Here is an 18,765-nt window from a genome sequence, read left to right as displayed (position 1 = left end):
TAGGTTCCGAAGCGGAGGATCCAATTATGGATATACAGTTATTCCGGACATTTTTACTGGTAGCCAATCTGGGCAATATTACCCAGGTCGCCGAACAACTGAATTTTACCCAGCCGGCAATTACTTCTCAGATCAAAACCCTGGAAGACCATCTAGGAGTTTCCCTGTTTGAACGGGTCGGAAAAAAACTTTATATAACCGATGCGGGCCGGGAATTAGCTATCCGGGCGGAAAAACTGCTGGCGGCCTATGAAGACATTCATGAGAGCATGCAAAGTTTTGCCGGTCAAAATAAACCAATCCGGCTGGGAGCGTCGACCACCGCCGCCAGTTATATTCTTTCTCCCATCCTGCGGGATTTTCAAAGCCGCAATCTAAATGACCCGGTCATCGTAGACATCTGCCCAACCCTTCCCGTAACAGTCAAAGGTCTTTTGGAAAACACCTTTGACCTGGCCATTACCCATGATAAAATTGAAAATAATCAACTAGTTCAATTTGACTTTTCCCGGGAAAAACTGGTCTGGGTAGTTAGCAGGCGCCTATTAGCTCAAAACAGGAACTCCCGGGATATAAGCCGGTATCCTTTCATTAATTTTCGCCCGGGCTGTGTATACCGGAATAAATGCGAAAGGGCAATTACGGCCAAAAATATTCATTCCTTTATTGAATACAGCGACGCCGAAGCGATTAAACGAGCCGTGCTCGACGGGTTAGGAATCAGTATTCTGCCTTATGTTCTGGTCGAACCGTTTTTGGCCGACGGAACCCTGGTTGAATTCATCGACGCCCCGCACCAAACCTTCACACTCTCCATAACCCTTCACAAGGGCAAAATAATTTCTCCGGCTATGCGGGCCCTGCTCACTCTTTTTGCCGAACATACGGACATAGCAACCGGTCTTATTGAATATTTACAAACCAATGCATAAAATTTTTTTATCATACCGATAATAACCCTTAATTTCCCCCGCCGGGCAAAAAGCGTTATAATGCTGCTAAAGCCGCAAAGGAGGAATTCAACGTGCGGGCATGCACTCTGGTTTGTATTATCGGTGTCGGCTTTTTACTAATCGACCAGTTTTATGACGGTCTGAACTTGGGCCATCTCTTCATCGGCGGATTCGTCGCCGTAGCGATCTGGACGGATTGCGAACGCTGGTTCCGCTATAAAATCCGTCACAAAAAACATGCCTGAATAAGGCTTTAAATTGTTGACTGTATAAGGAGCCGATTTTAGAAAAACAAATCGGCTCCTTATACAGTTATTTTTTATATAAATTCCACGAATCAATCAGACTGCCGCTCTGTTTAAAAGCCTTAACCGTCAGTACATCCTTTCCTGCTTCTACCATAATATAGTTCGGTTCGTCCTGGGGGTTATAAAAAAACCGATCCCAGGGTTCAGCCTTACCGTCAGGATAGGTTTTGGTACCGCTGCGGCCCGTAGCGACATACATCGTACCCCTTACGGAAGGGTCCGCCGCGACGCCGCCCCGCATGGGATAGGTCCGGGCATAAACATGGTCATGACCGGTAAAAACCACATCGGTATGATACTTTTCCAAAACCGGCACAAACGCCGCCCGGATGGTTGCATTATCCTCCGAATCCTTATTGCTGTAAGGAGGACGGTGAAAGAAGGCCATCTTCCATTTTTTATCCGTTGCGGCCAAATCCTTTTCCAGCCACGCTTTCTGTCTCGCCAGCATTTTAGGAATCTGCTCTCCTTCCTCATTTTCCTGGCTGTCCAGCACAATAAAGTGGACATTTCCATAATCAAACGAGTAAGCCTGTCCCCGCAAGCCGTCAGGACCATTCTGCGGCAGTTTGAATTGAGCTGTAAAGAACACGGGCCGGGAAAACCGCTGCATCGGAGTATACATTTCATGATTTCCCGTTGCGGGCATAACGGGGATGGTGTCAATCACGCCCCGGCCGGCATCAAACCATGCATTCCACTGTCCCATATCCTGCCCCCTATCCACCAGGTCCCCCACATTAACCAGAAACGCCGCGCCGGGATTAGACCGGTAAGCCGCCTGCAGGGTAGTCCGCCATACATTATAATCAATACTCTGAGAATCGCCAAAAACGAGAAATGTAAAATGGGCTACCGTATCCGCAGCCGTAATAAAGGTATGTATTTCGCTCCAGTTTTCGCCGTCGCCGACACGGTACAGGTAACGGACACCAGGCTTTAAACCGGTTAAAGTCGCCGAATGAAGGTACACATCTCCCTCATTGGTAACGAGTCGCTCCACTGCGGCTACGGTACAGGCCATGGAGGAAGCTCCTATATTTTCCGTCATTGCAGCATACCGGACTTCTCCCGGCCCCGTGGGCGCCTTGGTTCTCCAGGTTATTGTCTGAGTCGTCCCGGGGTCTCCCTTCCAGGTCAGAATAATATGGTCCGGCACAAAACCGGCGCCCAGAACTACGGCAGATAGAACTGTCAGCAATATAACACTAAAGACAACCAGAAAAATACTGCACAGAAATGTCCTTCTCGGCAGCATGCTCACTCCTCCCGATCTTATAGAATAATTTTAGCTGCTGAATCTTCTTTTCCGCGATATGGCAAGAGTTCCCACTTCGCTCTTCAGACGGCCTTAACTGCGGGTTGCCATTACATCTATATGCTATCTAAGCCAAAAACATAATGAATCCCACAAAATCACAGACAGACTCCCCATCTTGTCACACTTTTGTCACATTTCCATGGTATTGTATTCACATGAAATCGATTGGCTCGCACCGTTCGCTCTGCGTGGCTGCCCGCCAGTCGTTACATAACCACTTAGGAGGAAGAGTTTTATGAACAAGAAAATTTTAACTATCCTTGCCGGTTCCATGCTGTTCGCTACGACAGCTTTTGCTGCGCCGATTACCGACTTGCAGCAAGGAGAAACTGCTATCGGCTACAACCATTACGACCTTTCCCACAGTACCAGCGATGATAGCTTCTATCTGGAAAACGCGGTTTCGCCCCAATTTATTCTTGGCGTTGAACGCAATGGTTACACTGATTTTCATACTACCGATATTTATGCCCAGTATAAACTGGACCCGAACGTCCGTCTGATTGCCGGCAACCGGGATTACAGCGACGACAACAGTCAATTCTTCTATGGCATTGGCGCCAACGTCAACCTGTCTAATAATCTGGACGGCTACGTCTCCGTAACCACCAGCAGCAGCGCGACAGAATGGCAGACCGGGTTGAACTTCAAAATGAACAGTCAAACATCCTTAAATCTTGGTTACAAATCACTCAAAAGAGATTATTACCCCACCTATGATGGTTTAGGTTTTGGCATCAACTATAAGTTCTAATAATTAATGTAAAATAAAAAACAGGTCTTAACCCTATGGGTAAGACCTGTTTTTTATCCGCTGATTTCTGCCAGCACTTTCGTCAGCCGGAGTCTTTGCTCTTCCCTTTCAATCGGCAGACCGTACTGATAACAGTCGAGGACATCGGCATCTTTAACGATTTCTTCCACCGGTGTTCCCACTTCACTCTTATTACTGTGTTTTTTGGCCGCTCGCGCAATCAACTCAACTTCATCCGGCGCAAAACAACCGCATTGGGTCAAAAACAGCAGCAGAGGCTCATAACCGGCCACAGCGTGGTTTTTCTGTTTTCCCGTCAATATACGGCCATAATCGTGGACCGAACAGGCGATTGCCGCCATTTCGGTATCCGCGCCGCGCTTTAATGCCAGCATTTCGCCAATCTTTGCGCAGCTTATCATATGGACCCGTTCCCAATCCAAGGGTTGATCCCGCTCCATCGCCTTATTTTGAAATTCGGCAATTTTTCGCAGCATTTTGCGTTGCATTTCAAAAATACGATTCATTATGCATTTCCTCCTTGTATTTAATAAAAGGTCTACTAAATGAATTCTATCGCCAGCCGGCATTTCCTTCTCAGAAAGCCCCAAAGGGTCTTTAAGTGGAAGGAAAGTATTTTACTTTTCGGCTTTCTGATCCCATTGCAAGCCAGGGCACTCTTCCGGCTGATTCGAAGAGTGTCCTGGCCTTTATATTATATTTAGTATCGTAATTACCGGCGAATTACTCCTTACTCGTCCATAGGCTCTAAACGGCAAAGAAAATGGCGCAATACCTTGGGTTCGTAGGTAAACTTGAGCCCTCTGATCTGTTCGCGCCGGTGCCAGATAGCGGCTAATGCATCTACCACCACATCCATATGACGGTCGGTATAGACCCGGCGGGGAATGGTGAGGCGCATGAATTCCACGTCGGCCTTTTTCTGAATCCCTGTTTGCGGGTCACGTCCCAAAAGCAGCGAACCAACTTCTACCGGCCGAATACCGGCCTCCAGATAGAGTTCGTTGCAAAGCGCCTGGGCTGGAAACTGCTCCGCCGGAATATGGGGCAAAAATTTACCGGCATCGACAAATACCGCATGCCCGCCAACCGGCCACTGAATGGGAATTCCCCGCCGGCGAAGTTCTTCCCCCAAATACTCTACTTGGCCAATGCGGCTTTCCAGATAGTCGACATCCAGCCCTTCCTGCAGGCCTACCGCCAAACATTCCATATCCCTGCCGGATAATCCGCCGTAAGTTACAAAACCTTCCATAGGAACGCAGGAAGCACTGGCGGCGGCGTAAAGGCCGGCATCCGTCTTAATGGCGATCATTCCGCCCATATTCACAATGGCATCCTTTTTCGCGCTCATGGTAAACGTATCTCCCATAGCATACATTTCCTTCACGATCGTTTGAATGCTTCGCTCACTGTACCCGGCCTCGCGTTTCCGGATGAAATAAGCATTTTCAGCAAAACGGGCCGAGTCAAAGTTGATGTGAAGACCATATTTGTCGGCAATCCGTTTCACCCCGCGCACATTCTCCATGGAAACCGGCTGTCCGCCGGCGGAATTACAGGTAACGGTTATATTGATAAAGGCGATGTTATCCGCTCCCCGGTCAATAATAAACTCTTCCAAACGCTCCAAATCCAGATTTCCCTTAAACGGATGTTCCGTTTGGGTATCGAACGCTTCCGAAATCACCAGATTCACCGGCACCGCCCCATTGAGCTCAATCCAGGCCATGGTGGTATCAAAATGCATATTGCCTACTACATACTGACCTTGCCGCTTAATAAGGTGGGGAAAAAGGACTTGTTCGGCGCCCCGTCCCTGATGCGTCGGAATGACATAATTATAATCAAAGATCTCTTCCACCGCGTCCTTGACCTTAAAAAAGGATTTGCTGCCGGCATACGCCTCATCTCCCAGCATTAGAGCGGACCACTGCCGGTCGCTCATCGCCCCGGTACCGCTGTCAGTCAATAAATCAATATATACATCTTCCGATTTAAGAGCAAAGGGATTATAGCCGGCTTCTTTCAACGCCCGTATTCTTGCTTCCCGGGAAATCATACGAATTGGTTCAACCATTTTAATGCGATACGGCTCCGCTTTCCTAACCACAGTGAATTCCTCCCAATTTCAAAATAAAATCCATTTTACCCGTTAATTTATGCAAACAGCGTGCCAGGCGATTTATCTCATCACAACTGCGCTCAGCGCAACTCTGATAAATATTCTTGTCAAATATTCTTATCACTGTCAAAAATTTTTATCACAAGAAAAGATAAAACGCCGGCGTTTACCGGCGTTATTCTTCAATTCCATAGGCTTTCATTTTATTTAAAATGGTGGTGTTGGACACTCCCAAAACTTGTCCAGCCAGCCTGGAGGAAGGATATTTCTTTAAAACCCGTTGGATCACTTCTTTTTCGACTCCGGCCACAATCTCTCTCAGATGCGGCCAACGACCGTCCGGGGATAGCTCAAACTGCAGTCCCTCTTTGTCCCAATAAAGATTGCCGCCATTTCTTTTACTGGCAGACAAATCGGTCCAGGCCCGCAAATGACCGGGTTGAATTTCCGTTGCATCAATCATATTGATAACCCGTTCCAATGTATTCTCCAACTGCCGCACATTGCCGGGCCATTCCTGGTTCATCAGCAGCCCGATGCTTTCCCGTGTCAGCCGGACCACCGTTTTTTCCAGTTTCGTGCAGATTTTCCGGATCAAATACTGTGCCAGCAGCGGAATATCTTCTTTTCGCTCCCGGAGCGGCGGAATGGTTAACGGAATCACGTTGAGCCGGTAATACAAATCCTCCCGGAATTCCCGGCGGCAAATCATGGCCTCCAGGTCGCAGTGCGTAGCCGCAATAATACGGACATCAACCTCAATTTCATTAACTCCTCCCACCCTGCGGATTGTACCTTCCTGTAAAACCCGCAATAGCCGTACTTGTACCGAGGGCGATATCTCACCGATCTCATCCAGGAACAGCGTACCGCCGTCGGCCTGCTCAAACAGGCCCTTTTTACCGCCCTTCGCCGCGCCGGTAAAAGCGCCTTCCTCATAACCGAACAATTCGCTTTCCAAAAGGGTATCCGGCAAGGCCGCACAATTTACCGCCAGAAAAGGCGCCTTATATCTTGGCCCTTCCGTATGAATCGCAGCGGCCAGCAATTCTTTTCCCGTCCCGCTCTCTCCCCGCAGTAAAACGGTGGAGCTGCTTTTGGCCACAGTGCTGGCATAGCCCACCAGTTGCCTCATTTTCGGACTTTGATAAACAATATCGTCAAAGGACCGCAGCCGGCGCATCTTATCAACTTTGGACAGCATGGTTGCCACTTGCTTAACATCTTTAATGGTTGCCACCGAACCAATAATCTGCCCCTTTTCATTTCTGACCGGTGTCGTACTGGTAAAAAGATCAATTGCTTTGCCGCCTTGTTGGAGACGTTCCTCTTTCAGGCGGTAACTTTTGCCTGTTCGCAAGGTATCCAGAACAAGTGAACTTGCCCCTAAAAGCTCTGCGGCGCTAAGGCCGGCCACTCCCTTGCCGCATTGTAACAATCGGCAGCTCACTTCATTAATATGAGAAATCCGGCCTTTCTTGTTTACGGCTAAAATTCCTTCACTAACCGAATCCAGAATTGTCCTTAGCTCGTGCTCTCTTTCTTCATAGGGCATTTGGTCCCGAAAGACGATTGACTTAACACCACTGACTAAGGTAAGATCCCCGGCCAGTTTTTGCGCCTGCTCTTCAGAAACGCAGCGGAATTTGATAACCATACCATGGTTGGGCAGCACTTCCATAGCAATCTTATCGACCTGATTCAATTCCGTCAATCTAAATATTTCATAGCCCAATCCCGGACAATCCACAAAATCAATGTGAATGACGTATTCCTGCATACTGCTCACCGTCCGTCTTTCCTGTAATTTGCGTCAAATGCAAACCGTTTTTACGGTTTTAAACCGGCTTATTCCAAATCAGTTTGCGCTGGATACGTACCAGCCGCAGCGAGAGTCCAATCGCGCCAAAAGCCAGGCCGATAATAAAGCCCAGCCAATAACCAAACGGTCCGTAATGCGTATAATTCGCCAGAATGAACCCCGCCGGCAGGCCAACCACCCAATAGGAAATCAGCGCCATCATAAAAGCAACCGTCACGTCCTTGTAGCCGCGCAGTGTTCCCTGAATTGGCGCCGCAATCGCATCGGAAAGCTGAAAGAAGGCGGCATACACCAAAAATTGCTGAATCAGCCGCAGTACATCCGGACTCGCAGTATATAAACCCGCGACCTGCCCGTTGAACAGCAGCAGGCCGGCGGCGCAAATCAGGGCCAGGCTGACGGCAATGCCAATTCCCAGATAACTGTATTGGCGCGCGTCCGCAACCCGGCCCGCCCCCACTTCAAACCCGACAGCAATCGTCAGCGCCATGGAAATGCTGAGCGGCAGCATATAAACAAGGCCGGCAAAGTTAATGGCTGCCTGATGGGCCGCAATGACCACCGTGCCGAATTTAGCCATTAATAAAGCGACAACACCGAAAATACTGGTTTCGCAAAAGATGGAAACGCCAATCGGCAGCCCGATGGCCAGCTGTTCTTTAAAAGCCGCCGGCGAAATACGGAACAAGGTGCGGAATAGGCCATACTCTTTAAACGGTTCCAGCGTCCGGATAACCAGAACCGTAATCAAGACGATGCACCAGTACGTAATAGCCGAAGCATAGCCGGCGCCGACCCCGCCTAAACGGGGAAAGCCCCAATTACCGAAAATTAGGAGATAATTAAACAATATATTAATTGGCAGGGCGGTGAGTGTAATCAGCATGGTCACCCGCGTATAGCCCAGGGTATCAATAAAACTTCGCAGCACCATACTGAGAAAAAACGGGACAATTCCGATGGCAATGGCTTTGAGAAACTGATAAGCAATGGTCTCAACCGCCGGTTCGAGATGCAGCAGGTGTAAAAGCGGCAGGACAGTCAAGGCTCCCCCCAGAATGGTCGTTCCCGCCAGAATCAGGGCCAGATAGAGACCCTGTACAACTACAAAAGGTACTTTTTCTTTTTTTCCCGCTCCGTGCAAGTGGGCCATAATCGGCGTAACCGCCAGCAAAATGCCGTTAATGCCGGTAAAAACGGGCATCCAGATATTACTGCCGATCGCGACACCGGCTAAATCATCCCGCCCGGCATGGCCTGACATGGTCGTATCGGCAAAATTCATGGCGCTAAGCGCGACCTGGGTAATGAAAATCGGCAATAAAATCAGGAAAAAAAGCCGCAGCTTCTGCGGCAGGGAATCCGTCCGGTACATAGCACACCTCTATAAGCTAAATAGTATTATTATCTTATATTATTTTTCGCCGTTCTGACAAATAAACCTTCCTGCAAAGACCGCGGACGCAGTCTTTGGGCTCGTGGCTCAGGGCGCAGACCGGCTTGTCCTATCGAAAGTCAGACTAAAAAAATAACAGGCTTACCGCCAGGGATAAGCCTGTTATTCTAATTTATATTTAGTGTCTTACGTCAGGACTCCAGTAAATACTGGTTCAAAATGGCTTTTAACGTTTCCTGCCGGCCGGACTCGTTGGTAATGACACTTTGCCGGAGGGCGTAATTTTCCAGCGTATGAAAGTTAGCGCGCCCTTCCACAATGTCGACGCCAATTCCTTCGCGGAAGCTGCGGTACCGTTGGGCAATCACAGCTTCGAAAACCCCGTCTTCAACCAGTTTGGCGGCGACTTTCAGGCCCTTGGCAAAGCTGTCCATTCCGGCAATGTGAGCATAAAAGAGGTCTTCCGGCGTAAAAGATGCCCGCCGCGGCTTAGCGTCAAAGTTTAAACCGCCTTTGCCGAGTCCGCCGTTTTGCAAAATCTCATACATGGCCAGGGTTGTTTCGTATAAATCGGTGGGAAATTCATCCGTATCCCAGCCCAGCATCACATCACCCTGATTGGCGTCCACGGAACCCAGCAGGCCGTGAATCCTGCTCCAGCGCAATTCGTGCTGGAATGTATGACCCGCCAGCGTCGCATGGTTCGCTTCAATATTCATTTTAAAATACTCGCGAAGACCGTTTTGGCTCAAAAATGCCGCCGCATTCGCGGCATCAAAATCATATTGATGCTTCGTCGGTTCTTTCGGTTTGGGTTCAATCAAAAATTGAGCAGTAAAACCAATCTCCTGCGCATAGTCAACAGCCATATGTAAAAAACGGGCCAAATTGTCCAATTCCAGTTTAAGATCCGTATTCAGGAGCGTTTCATACCCTTCGCGTCCACCCCAGAAAACATAATTCTGCGCGTCCAGTTCCTTACCTACCTCCAGGCCTTTCTTCACTTGTGCGGCGCAGTAGGCGAACACATCGGCGTTGCAAGTCGTGGCTGCGCCATGAACGAACCGGGGATGAGAAAACATATTGACCGTATTCCAAAGCAGTTTGGTTTTGCTGGTCTTCATATACTCCTTAATCAGAGCAACGATAATATCCAGATTGGCATTGGTCTCCTGCAGCGTATCCCCTTCCGGGGCGATATCACGGTCATGAAAAGCAAAATAAGGAACACCCAGTTTTTCAAAGAATTCAAAAGCCGCTTCCAGACGGGCCTTAGCCAGATCCAGGCCGGAAAGCCGGTCCCAGGGGCGCAACATGGTGGCACTGCCGAAAGGGTCGGCGCCGCTGGCCGTAAATGTATGCCAGTAAGCTACGGAAAAGCGCAAATGCTCCTCCATGGTTTTGCCGGCTACCACCTCGCCGGGATTATATTGCTTAAATGCCAGCGGGTTCCTGGATTTGGGTCCCTCATACGCAACTTTGCCGATGTTTGGAAAATAGCTCACTATAAGACCTCCCCTATCAATGAATTGGGCTTACTTCGTTTCAGCCGTGAACTGTTTCTGTTTTTCTTTGCCATATTCAACGATTTTTCCTGCTTCAACCCATTTCACCGGAATTGGATAATCCGCGGCGATTTTTTCTCCCTTTACCGCTTTATCCAATACATCAATTACGGTCTTACCAATCGCATACGAATCCTGATCCACGATACCGGTAATCAAGCCTTCCTTAATTCCATTTTCCCAGGTCGGCGTATAGTCAAAGCCAAAATGATATATCTTGCCGGCCTTTCCTTGGGACTTGATCGCTTCCATTACCCCCGTGTCCGGCCCTTCCGAACCCAGTGAAAATACCGCAACCATGTCGGGATTGGCAATAATCTGTCCCTCCAACTGGCGCTTGGATTCTGAAGACTGATCATTGTCCTGAATCGCCTCCAGCCAGGTAAAATTCTTGGCATCAGGGCCCATTACCGAATCAAAGCCGGCTTTTATGCCTGCCTGCCGGTAAGTCATGGTTGTCTGGGTAAGATTTACCGCCACCAGGGCGATCTTGCCGGCGGAGATTCCCTTCATTTTTAAATATTCCGCGCCTTTTTTGCCCAATTCTTCCCCGGCCAGTTTATTATCCGTTCCCACATAAGCCACCCGGTTGCTTTTGGTTTTTACATCGGCATCAAAGGTAACCACAGGGATCCCTGCGTCCTTTGCTTCTTTAACCTTGCGGTCAAACATGTCCGGGTCCATCGGCGCAATCGCAATTCCCGCCGCTTTATTGGCTATGGCTTCTTCCAGAAAACCGATATGTTTTTCGTTTTTTGCCTGTTCCGAAGGCGGGCTGGTCTTGAATACCAGATTATAGCCTAACTTTTTAGCCTCCTCTTCGGCGGCTTTCTTCATGGGTGACCAGTAAGCACCGGTATCCACGATCGGAATAAAATACAAGGTTTTTTTGTCATTCTTGGCAGTTTGCGTATTGGAACCGGAGCAACCGGTCAGAGCCGCCGCCATTATGACAGTCAATAGGAATCCCAGGATCTTTTTGCGCATGAACATACCCTCCCCGTTTTGTCTTTTCTCATTTTGTGCTTACGGCAGGACGGCGCAATCCGTTGCTGACAATGGCGGCTCTTTTCAGTGCCGCCGCCGGTAATAATCAACAACGACAGCGACAATAATGATACTGCCGGTAACTGCCTGCTGGATAAATGAGTTCAATCCCAAAACAGCCAAGCCGTTCTGAAACACCTCCAGGGTAAAAATTCCCACCACAGCGCCGGACATACTGCCGATGCCGCCGCTAAACGCCGCTCCCCCGATAATTGCCGCAGCCATGGCAAACAGTCCCACCCCGCTGGCTTCACTCGGCGCGCCTACGTTCAGGTTGGACATTAACAGAACTCCGGCCAGAGCCGCCAAAACCCCTTCCAGCATAAAAACCTTCACCAGATGCCTCTGGATATTGATACCCGACAATCTGGCCGCTTCGGGGTTGGAACCGACGGCATAACAATAACGCCCGAACCGGGTATTATTCATTACATAGGCCAGTCCAGCTATTAAAACCACAAAAACAAGGGTATTGGTAAAAACGAAGTTAAAACCGACTTTCGTATTGGACAGATTATAAAACCAGTCCGGCACTCCCTTGACATAAATGCCGTTGGTAAAAAAGAGCACTATGCCACGAATCATATAATCGGTGCCCAAGGTCAGGATAAACGAGTCAAGCTGAAACCGGGTTATAAATGTGCCATTGACAAAGCCCCAAAAGGAACCGATCAACAAAGCGACGATAATAACCACCGGCGCGGAAAAGCCCTTGATAGCCAGATAAGCGGCCGTTGTTCCGGCAAAAGCGGCAATACTGCCTGCCGACAAGTCAACTTTACCGGTTATCAGCAGCATGGTCATGCCGAGCGTAATAATGCCGACTGTAGGAATTTGCCGGAAAAAATTGCCGATATTGGCTTCGCTCAGAAAAATGGGACTGATCATAGCAAATGATACAATCAATGCTCCCAAAACAAGATAAACCGAATAGGTAAGCAAAAATCTCTTGATATCAGGCCCGGCGGGAATCAAGCCGGCATTATTGAGCTTTCCGTTCATCATTACTTCCTCCCACTGTGGCAAGCGTCATTATTATTTCCTGCGTTGCTTCTCCCCTGGCCACCTCACCGGTAATCCGTCCTTCGCACATTACATAGATCCGGTCGGCCATCCCCAAAAGTTCCGGCAGTTCTGAGGAAATGATAACAACCGTTTTACTTTCCCCAACCAGCCGGTTCATGATCTGATAAATTTCCGTTTTGGCTCCCACATCAATCCCTTTGGTCGGTTCATCAAAAATAAATATTTCCGAATCGGTGTTTAACCACTTGGCCAGAACCACCTTCTGCTGGTTGCCGCCCGATAAATTGGCGACCTGCGTATCGATCGACGCCGTCTTAATATTAAGATTTTTACGGTATTTTTCCGCCGTTGCTTTCAACATTTTATGCTTCAGGATGCCGTCTTGCATATTGGTTAAATTGATATTATCCGCTACCGACATGATCAGGGATAATCCCTGCTGCTTCCGGTCCTCGCTCAAAAAGCAGATGCCGTTCTTGATCGCATCCCCGGGTGCTTTAATCTTTACCCGTTGTCCTTTTACTTTTATATCGCCTGTATACATTGGGTCCACGCCAAAAAGCAGGCGCATGGCCTCCGTTCTTCCCGCTCCTACCAAACCGGCGAAGCCAACGATCTCTCCCCGCCGGGCCTGAAAAGAAATATGCTTTACCTTGCCGGCATAATCAGTCAGATCATTGACCTCAAACAGAACTTCACCGGCCAGGATTTGCTCCTTGGGAAACAATTCCGTTATATCCCGGCCAACCATCATGGTAATCAATTGTTCCTGGGAAACGCTTTTTACATCCACGGTGCCAATATATTGCCCATCCCGCAAAACGGTTGCCCGGTCGCATATATCGAACACTTCCTGCAATCTGTGAGAAATATAAATAACGGCAACCCCTTGCTCCCTAAGTGTTCCAATTATATTAAACAGGGTGGTCACGTCTTTGTTGCCCAGTGACGTAGTCGGTTCATCAAAAATGATAATTCTGGCATCCAAACTAATAGCTTTCGCAATTTCCAAAACCTGTTTCTGTGCGGTGGATAAATTCTCGACAAGGTCGTCCGGCTTTATTGTACTTCCCAGTATTTGCAGAATCCGTTCCGAATCCTGATATAACTTTTTCTTGTCCACAATGCCAAACTGCTTATTCTTATAGGGCAATCTCCCCATGTAAATATTTTCCGCCGCGCTAAGTGAATCCGCCAGATTCAATTCCTGATGCACAAAACCCACTCCCAGGCTTTGTGCCTTTTCGGGGGTCATTTTGCTATGGCTTGCGCCATTGATGAATATCTCCCCTTGATCCGGGGAATAAATTCCGTCTAATATCTTCATAAGCGTTGATTTGCCGGCGCCATTTTCTCCTAAAAGGCCATGCACCTCACCGGCCCGGACGGAAAGATGCACCCCTTTCAGCGCCTGAACTCCGGGAAAATGTTTCTCTATATTCTTCATCACTAAATAAGCTGCATCCAATCAGCATCCCCCCTCTTCCTTATCAACTTCTTCACAGCTAATATTCCAGGTCCAGACAGTCTCCGGTAATCTCGACCTCGCACTTTTTCACTTTGCTGCCGGTTAAGAATTCACTGCGGGCATCAGGCTGGCAACCGCCAAGATATAACTCAAAAAGTCCCGGCTCTAACCGGCGTTTGCCGTTATTGTCAATGAAAGAAAAATCTCTGGGGGTTACGATAAACAGCACGTTTCTGCTTTCACCGGGATTTAAATACAGCTTTCTAATTCCTCGTAGCTGCCAGTGAGGCAGCGCTACGCTGGCCTCGGCATCTTTTACATAGAGCTGCACCGTTTCTTCCGCCGCGACGGTTCCTGTATTTTTTACCGTAATCCGGCAGGCAAGATTTTCTCCCGCGTTAATTTTCATGCGGCTTAGTTCCGGTTCTCCGTAGGCAAACGTCGTATAACTCAGACCATAACCGAAGGGATACAGCGCCTCCCCCTTCATATACCGGTAAGTGCGGTTCTGCATCGAATAATCGCTAAAATCGGGCAGTTCTTCCGTAGAACGGTAAAAAGTCACCGGTAACCTGCCCGAAGGACTATATTCACCAAACAGCAGGGATGCCAGCGCTGTTCCTCCCTCCGCCCCCGGATACCAGGCCTGAATAATAGCGGGTATCTTTTCGGCGGCCCAGGTTACTGACAGGGCGCTGCCGGCAAGGAGTACCAGAATTACGGGTTTTCCCGTATTATAAAGGCTCTCCAGGAGTTCCTGCTGCAAACCGGGTAAATTCAGATTGGGTTTATCGCCACCGGCGTATTCATTGGATTCGTCCCCTTCTTCGCCCTCCAGGCCGGCATCCAGCCCCAGACACAGAACGACGGCGTCCGCCCTTGCCGCCGCAGCAATGGCCTCGGCAAACCGGTCTCTTTTTTCCGCCAGGTGCTCAACCTTGTCTTTATACAAATCACAGCCCTGGGCGTAATAAACCCGGGTCGTTTCGTTTACAGCCTGCCGGATTCCCTCAAGAACGGTAACATAATGGGAAGCGGTACCGCAATAATTGCCCTTAAGCGCCTCCCGGCTATCGGCATTGGGTCCGATTACGGCGATAGACTTTAACTTGTTGCGATCCAAAGGCAACAGGTTATTTTCGTTTTTCAGCAAAACCAGCGTTTTTTGGGCGACCGCCAGGGCAAAATCCCGATGTTCCTGACAGTCGTTCTTTTCATAAGTAATTCTTGTATAGGGAACCTTTTCCGGAGCATCAAATAGCCCCAGCTTCATTCGGGTAACCATCAGCCTTGTCACTGCCGCATCAATGGCTTCTTCCGTAACCAGGCCCTCGTGACAGGCAATTAGTAAATTCAGATACATGTTGCCACAATTCAGGTCACAGCCGTTGTTCAGGGCCAGAGCCACCGATTCCGGCGCCGTACCGGTGACTTTATGATTGACGTGAAAGTCTTTGATCGCCCAGCAATCAGAAACAACATGCCCCTGAAAACCCCATTCCTGCCGCAAAACCGTTTGCAGCAGAGTCTTACTGCCGCAGCAAGGTTCCCCGTTGGTCCGGTTGTAGGCTCCCATCACCGCTTCCACATTGGCCTCACTAACACATTCTTTAAATGCAGGCAAATAGGTTTCCCGCATGTCCTTAACGGAAACCACTGCATTGAAACTATGCCGTTTGCTCTCCGGGCCGCTGTGGACGGCATAGTGTTTGGCGCAGGCGGCCACTTTCAGGTATTTTTCGTCCTGCCCTTGCAGTCCTTTGATAAAAGCCACTCCCAGCCGGCCTGTCAAATAGGGATCTTCGCCAAAGGTCTCCTGGCCGCGTCCCCACCTCGGATCCCGGAAAATATTTATATTGGGCGACCAAAAAGTCAGGCCTTTGTATATGCCGCGGTCTCCCTTGCTCTGAAATTCGTGAAATTTAGCCCGTGCCTCCGTAGAAATCACTTCGGCTACTTTCTGAATCAATTCGGCATCAAAAGTGGCCGCCAACGCGATCGTCTGCGGAAACATGGTAGCTACGCCCGCTCTGGCCACCCCGTGCAGCCCTTCATTCCACCAGTTATAGGCGGGAACTCCCAAACGGGAAATAGCCGGTGAATTATAAACCATTTGCGTTACTTTCTCTTCCAAAGTCATTCTGGCAACCAGATCCCGAGCCCTTTCGACAAAACTCAAATCTTCATTCTTATAGGCAGATTCTGTAGTCATAAGCAGCATCTCCTTCCTTGATTTATTGCAAAATACATAGGTTTCTCTCTTTCCGCTCCGATGTTTTTACCGGTTTGCTATAAAGATATTATAAAATAACGAATTTTTTTAATCTTCTCGTTTCTTGTTATAACCTCTTCATTTTTTGCTTTGCGTTCCGTTTTATTGCATCCGGCTTATTTTTTAGCTAAAATTTCAAGTAAGGAGGAGTCTTAATGATTATCGACGGCTTGCACGAAAAAGACATATTTACCGAGAGTTATCCCTTCCGGCTCGAATTAAACACTTTCGAAAACTTTGTCTGGCCTTTACACTGGCATCATGCCGTAGAACTGGTGTATCCGGTTGAAAATAGCTATACCGTTACAGTAAACGGACAAGAATATACGCTGGCGGAAAAAGAGATTCTTTTTATCGCCAGCGGTGATATTCATAGTTTTAATACGATTAATAATAAGGGCAACCGTTATTTTATCCAGTTTGACCTCAACACCCTGGATGTCTTCGGCAAGATTAACACCGTGGCTCCTTTTTTGTCTTTAACCCGCTTAATTTCCCCTCAAAATGACGGTCTGCTCCACCGTGAACTGGAAAGACAGATTATTGAACTGATCAGCGAATACGATACAAAAGCATTAGCTTACGAGTTATCTTTAAACGCGCGGATTTTTGACATCCTTGTTTTGCTGTCACGTCATCTTTTGCACAAGGCGGATATTCATCTTGACAGTAACAGCAGAAAAAAGATTCATGGTCAGGAAAAGTTAAACAGAGCCTTCCAATACATTGAGGAACAATACCAGAATGATATTTCACTCAAAGATGTTTCTCTGGCCGCCGGATTTAGTGAATACCATTTTTCCCGGATTTTTAAAGAAGTCACCGGCGACAACTTCCACCACTATTTGAACGAGCGCCGCATAAAAACGGCGGAGAAACTGCTGACCACGCATGACATCTCAATTATTGACGCCGCCCATACCGCAGGTTTTAACAGTATTGCCACCTTTAACAGGACTTTCAAAAAAATCAAAGGCTGCACTCCCATGGAATATAAACGCCTGCAATCTAATACTTAATGTTTTTTAGCGGGAAGTATGAAAAGACAGGCGACAGCGGCATACTAGCAATCAGAGAATGGCCGTTGGCCATAAGACTAAGAAAGGATGCTGTTTCGCATGGATTATCTGTCTGTAATACCACCGATTGCAGCTATATTAGGCGCAGCAGTCACCAAGAAAATCATACCCTCCCTGGTCTTCGGGCTCTTAGCGGGGTCCATTGCCAATGCAGGCTGGAGTCTGACAGGCGGCTTATTAGCCGCGGGAAATTATCTGTCCCGGGTTATCGCCAACCCGGATCATGCCTACATTATTCTTTTTCTTTTCAGTTTCGGCGCTCTGGCCGAAATGTTCAAAGCCGGCGGCGGCATTGCCGGTTTTTCTCAAGCCGCCGCCCCCTATGTGAAAACAGAACGCGGCGCCTTGGCCAGTGTTTTCCTGGCAACTCCCATTTCGTTTCTGGACTGCTGTTTTCACGTAATCGCCACCAGCACCATCAGTAAGCCTCTGCTGGAAAAAGCAGGCGGTTCCAAAGAAAAACTTGCCTTTATAATCAATACCACTTCGTCGCAGTTGGTAGCTTTAGTGCCTTTTGCCACTACCTATGTAGGCTATATCCTGGGAGTAATCGGGTCCTCCATGGCTCAGACCGGCATCCAGGGCAGCCCCTATCTGCTGTATTTACATTCCGTTTTTCTTAACTTCTATTCCCTCATCATGGTTGCAATCAGCGTCATGGCCGTTTTTTTTCCACTCGACTTCAGTTTTCTTGCTTTGGCCCATCCCGCCTATAAAAAGGATACCGGCGCCGAAGGCCCCCACCATACGCAGGAAGGGCATGAGGAAGCTGAATTTGACGAAAATGTTCCGCCCCGCCTGGCCAATCTTCTGCTCCCCCTTGTCCTCCTTTTGGCTGCGATTGTCTATCTGTTTTGGCTGACTGGCAGGGAAAAGACCGGCGCCGGCTTTGCTGCCGCCCTGCTGAATGCCGATTATGAAAAAGCAATCTTTGTCGCTACCTTGGCAACCCTCGTCTTTACCGCTGTTTTTTACGCGCTGCAAAAAATTCCGATGCAGAAACTGCAAAAATACTTTTTAAGCGGCGGCACAGAAATGCTGCCGCCACTGGTCATTTTGGTCCTGGCCTGGGCAATCACGGCCGTAACGCAGGACCTTGGCTTTAATGCCTTTGTTGGTTCCTTTCTGACCCGTTCAGCGATTTCGGCTCCGCTGGTACCGGTTCTTATTTTCGCTATCGGCGGCTTTGCTTCTTATTTTATGGGGTCTTCCTGGGGAACCTGGGCTCTAATAATGCCCCTCGGCATTTCCATTGCCACCGTCGCCGGCGCCAGTCTCCCCCTGACAGTGGGAGCCGTCCTGGCCGGCGGCTCCATTGGCGACAACCTGTCGCCGCTGGGAGAAACTCCCGTTCTGACGGCCGCCACTGCCAATCTGTCCGTAACGGAACATATCGGTTATGTCTTTCCTTACGGCATGGTTGCCATTGTCCTGGCCGCGATTCTCTATGTAGCCGGCGGTTATTATTTTGCTAGCGCCTATAGTACGGCGGGGTTCGCGGCGATCAGCCATATCCTTACCTGGAAATAGCCGCTTCCCCCCAATACCATCTACGACTACAAAAACACCTGGTGGAACACTTATGTTTTCCCAGGTGCTTTTTCTTGT

15 protein-coding genes are annotated in these 18,765 nt (G+C 48.7%); 5 read left to right on the top strand and 10 right to left on the bottom strand.

Features of this window, described 5'->3' with window-relative positions; translation table 11 throughout:
• Window positions 1-26 precede the first annotated feature (26 nt).
• Window positions 27-932, top strand: a complete 906-nt coding sequence (locus tag LUCIF_RS21600) for a LysR family transcriptional regulator (protein WP_122629902.1) — start codon at window positions 27-29, stop codon at window positions 930-932.
• A gap of 92 nt (window positions 933-1,024) precedes the next feature.
• Window positions 1,025-1,198, top strand: a complete 174-nt coding sequence (locus LUCIF_RS26255) for a hypothetical protein (protein WP_165866106.1) — start codon at window positions 1,025-1,027, stop codon at window positions 1,196-1,198.
• Window positions 1,199-1,265: 67 nt separating this feature from the next.
• Here LUCIF_RS26255 and LUCIF_RS21595 read toward each other — a convergent pair whose 3' ends face one another.
• Window positions 1,266-2,519, bottom strand: a complete 1,254-nt coding sequence (locus LUCIF_RS21595) for a purple acid phosphatase family protein (protein WP_122629901.1) — start codon at window positions 2,517-2,519, stop codon at window positions 1,266-1,268.
• A gap of 298 nt (window positions 2,520-2,817) precedes the next feature.
• Here LUCIF_RS21595 and LUCIF_RS21590 point away from each other — a divergent pair, with 298 nt between their 5' ends.
• A complete protein-coding gene (locus tag LUCIF_RS21590) occupies window positions 2,818-3,336 on the top strand; it encodes a hypothetical protein (protein ID WP_122629900.1) in 519 nt (172 codons plus the stop codon).
• A 53-nt stretch (window positions 3,337-3,389) separates the two neighbouring features.
• Here LUCIF_RS21590 and LUCIF_RS21585 read toward each other — a convergent pair whose 3' ends face one another.
• The 9 genes from LUCIF_RS21585 to LUCIF_RS21545 form a co-directional block, all read right to left on the bottom strand.
• Window positions 3,390-3,863 (bottom strand): HD domain-containing protein, encoded by a 474-nt coding sequence (locus LUCIF_RS21585; RefSeq protein ID WP_122629899.1) that lies wholly within the window; start codon window positions 3,861-3,863, stop codon window positions 3,390-3,392.
• Window positions 3,864-4,087: 224 nt separating this feature from the next.
• Complete coding sequence (locus LUCIF_RS21580; RefSeq protein WP_122629898.1) at window positions 4,088-5,470, bottom strand: tryptophanase; 1,383 nt, start codon at window positions 5,468-5,470, stop codon at window positions 4,088-4,090.
• A gap of 187 nt (window positions 5,471-5,657) precedes the next feature.
• Window positions 5,658-7,262 (bottom strand): sigma-54 interaction domain-containing protein, encoded by a 1,605-nt coding sequence (locus tag LUCIF_RS21575; protein WP_122629970.1) that lies wholly within the window; start codon window positions 7,260-7,262, stop codon window positions 5,658-5,660.
• A 58-nt stretch (window positions 7,263-7,320) separates the two neighbouring features.
• On the bottom strand, window positions 7,321-8,679 hold the full coding sequence (locus tag LUCIF_RS21570; protein WP_122629897.1) for an MATE family efflux transporter: 1,359 nt from the start codon (window positions 8,677-8,679) through the stop codon (window positions 7,321-7,323).
• Window positions 8,680-8,891: 212 nt separating this feature from the next.
• Entirely contained in the window at window positions 8,892-10,205 is a 1,314-nt protein-coding gene (xylA, locus tag LUCIF_RS21565; RefSeq protein ID WP_122629896.1) for a xylose isomerase, read from the bottom strand.
• A gap of 30 nt (window positions 10,206-10,235) precedes the next feature.
• A complete protein-coding gene (locus tag LUCIF_RS21560; protein WP_122629895.1) occupies window positions 10,236-11,252 on the bottom strand; it encodes a sugar ABC transporter substrate-binding protein in 1,017 nt (338 codons plus the stop codon).
• 84 nt (window positions 11,253-11,336) lie between these two features.
• Window positions 11,337-12,317 carry an ABC transporter permease gene (locus tag LUCIF_RS21555; protein ID WP_122629894.1) on the bottom strand — a complete coding sequence of 327 codons (981 nt, stop codon included), beginning with the start codon at window positions 12,315-12,317 and terminating at the stop codon, window positions 11,337-11,339.
• The gene (locus LUCIF_RS21550; protein WP_165866105.1) at window positions 12,295-13,806 is read right to left on the bottom strand and encodes a sugar ABC transporter ATP-binding protein; all 1,512 of its coding nucleotides are present in this window, start codon (window positions 13,804-13,806) and stop codon (window positions 12,295-12,297) included. The genes LUCIF_RS21555 and LUCIF_RS21550 overlap by 23 nt, the downstream gene beginning before the upstream one ends.
• A 37-nt stretch (window positions 13,807-13,843) precedes the next feature.
• A complete protein-coding gene (locus tag LUCIF_RS21545) occupies window positions 13,844-16,018 on the bottom strand; it encodes a glycoside hydrolase family 3 C-terminal domain-containing protein (RefSeq protein WP_122629893.1) in 2,175 nt (724 codons plus the stop codon).
• Window positions 16,019-16,233: 215 nt separating this feature from the next.
• On the opposite strand from LUCIF_RS21545, the gene LUCIF_RS21540 reads away from it, so the two are divergent.
• Together LUCIF_RS21540 and LUCIF_RS21535 are read left to right on the top strand one after the other, a co-directional pair.
• The gene (locus LUCIF_RS21540) at window positions 16,234-17,097 is read left to right on the top strand and encodes an AraC family transcriptional regulator (RefSeq protein WP_122629892.1); all 864 of its coding nucleotides are present in this window, start codon (window positions 16,234-16,236) and stop codon (window positions 17,095-17,097) included.
• A gap of 99 nt (window positions 17,098-17,196) precedes the next feature.
• Window positions 17,197-18,687 (top strand): Na+/H+ antiporter NhaC family protein, encoded by a 1,491-nt coding sequence (locus LUCIF_RS21535; RefSeq protein ID WP_165866104.1) that lies wholly within the window; start codon window positions 17,197-17,199, stop codon window positions 18,685-18,687.
• The last annotated feature ends 78 nt before the right edge of the window (window positions 18,688-18,765 follow it).

It is taken from the genome of Allolucifera butyrica (genome assembly GCF_900476375.1).
Classification (GTDB): Bacteria; Bacillota; Negativicutes; order Sporomusales; family UPPP01; genus Lucifera; species Lucifera butyrica.
Note: the sequence above shows the minus strand (reverse complement) of the source record. Positions and strands in the feature narration are given on the sequence as shown.

Excerpts from the sequence above, each read along its gene's own strand:
- LUCIF_RS21600 (WP_122629902.1), top strand. The coding sequence starts at position 27 with ATGGATATACAGTTATTCCGGACATTTTTACTGGTAGCCAATCTGGGC.
- LUCIF_RS21595 (WP_122629901.1), bottom strand. The coding sequence starts at position 2,519 with ATGCTGCCGAGAAGGACATTTCTGTGCAGTATTTTTCTGGTTGTCTTT.
- LUCIF_RS21590 (WP_122629900.1), top strand. The coding sequence starts at position 2,818 with ATGAACAAGAAAATTTTAACTATCCTTGCCGGTTCCATGCTGTTCGCT.
- LUCIF_RS21585 (WP_122629899.1), bottom strand. The coding sequence starts at position 3,863 with ATGAATCGTATTTTTGAAATGCAACGCAAAATGCTGCGAAAAATTGCC.
- LUCIF_RS21575 (WP_122629970.1), bottom strand. The coding sequence starts at position 7,262 with ATGCAGGAATACGTCATTCACATTGATTTTGTGGATTGTCCGGGATTG.
- LUCIF_RS21570 (WP_122629897.1), bottom strand. The coding sequence starts at position 8,679 with ATGTACCGGACGGATTCCCTGCCGCAGAAGCTGCGGCTTTTTTTCCTG.
- LUCIF_RS21560 (WP_122629895.1), bottom strand. The coding sequence starts at position 11,252 with ATGCGCAAAAAGATCCTGGGATTCCTATTGACTGTCATAATGGCGGCG.
- LUCIF_RS21555 (WP_122629894.1), bottom strand. The coding sequence starts at position 12,317 with ATGATGAACGGAAAGCTCAATAATGCCGGCTTGATTCCCGCCGGGCCT.
- LUCIF_RS21545 (WP_122629893.1), bottom strand. The coding sequence starts at position 16,018 with ATGACTACAGAATCTGCCTATAAGAATGAAGATTTGAGTTTTGTCGAA.
- LUCIF_RS21540 (WP_122629892.1), top strand. The coding sequence starts at position 16,234 with ATGATTATCGACGGCTTGCACGAAAAAGACATATTTACCGAGAGTTAT.
- LUCIF_RS21535 (WP_165866104.1), top strand. The coding sequence starts at position 17,197 with ATGGATTATCTGTCTGTAATACCACCGATTGCAGCTATATTAGGCGCA.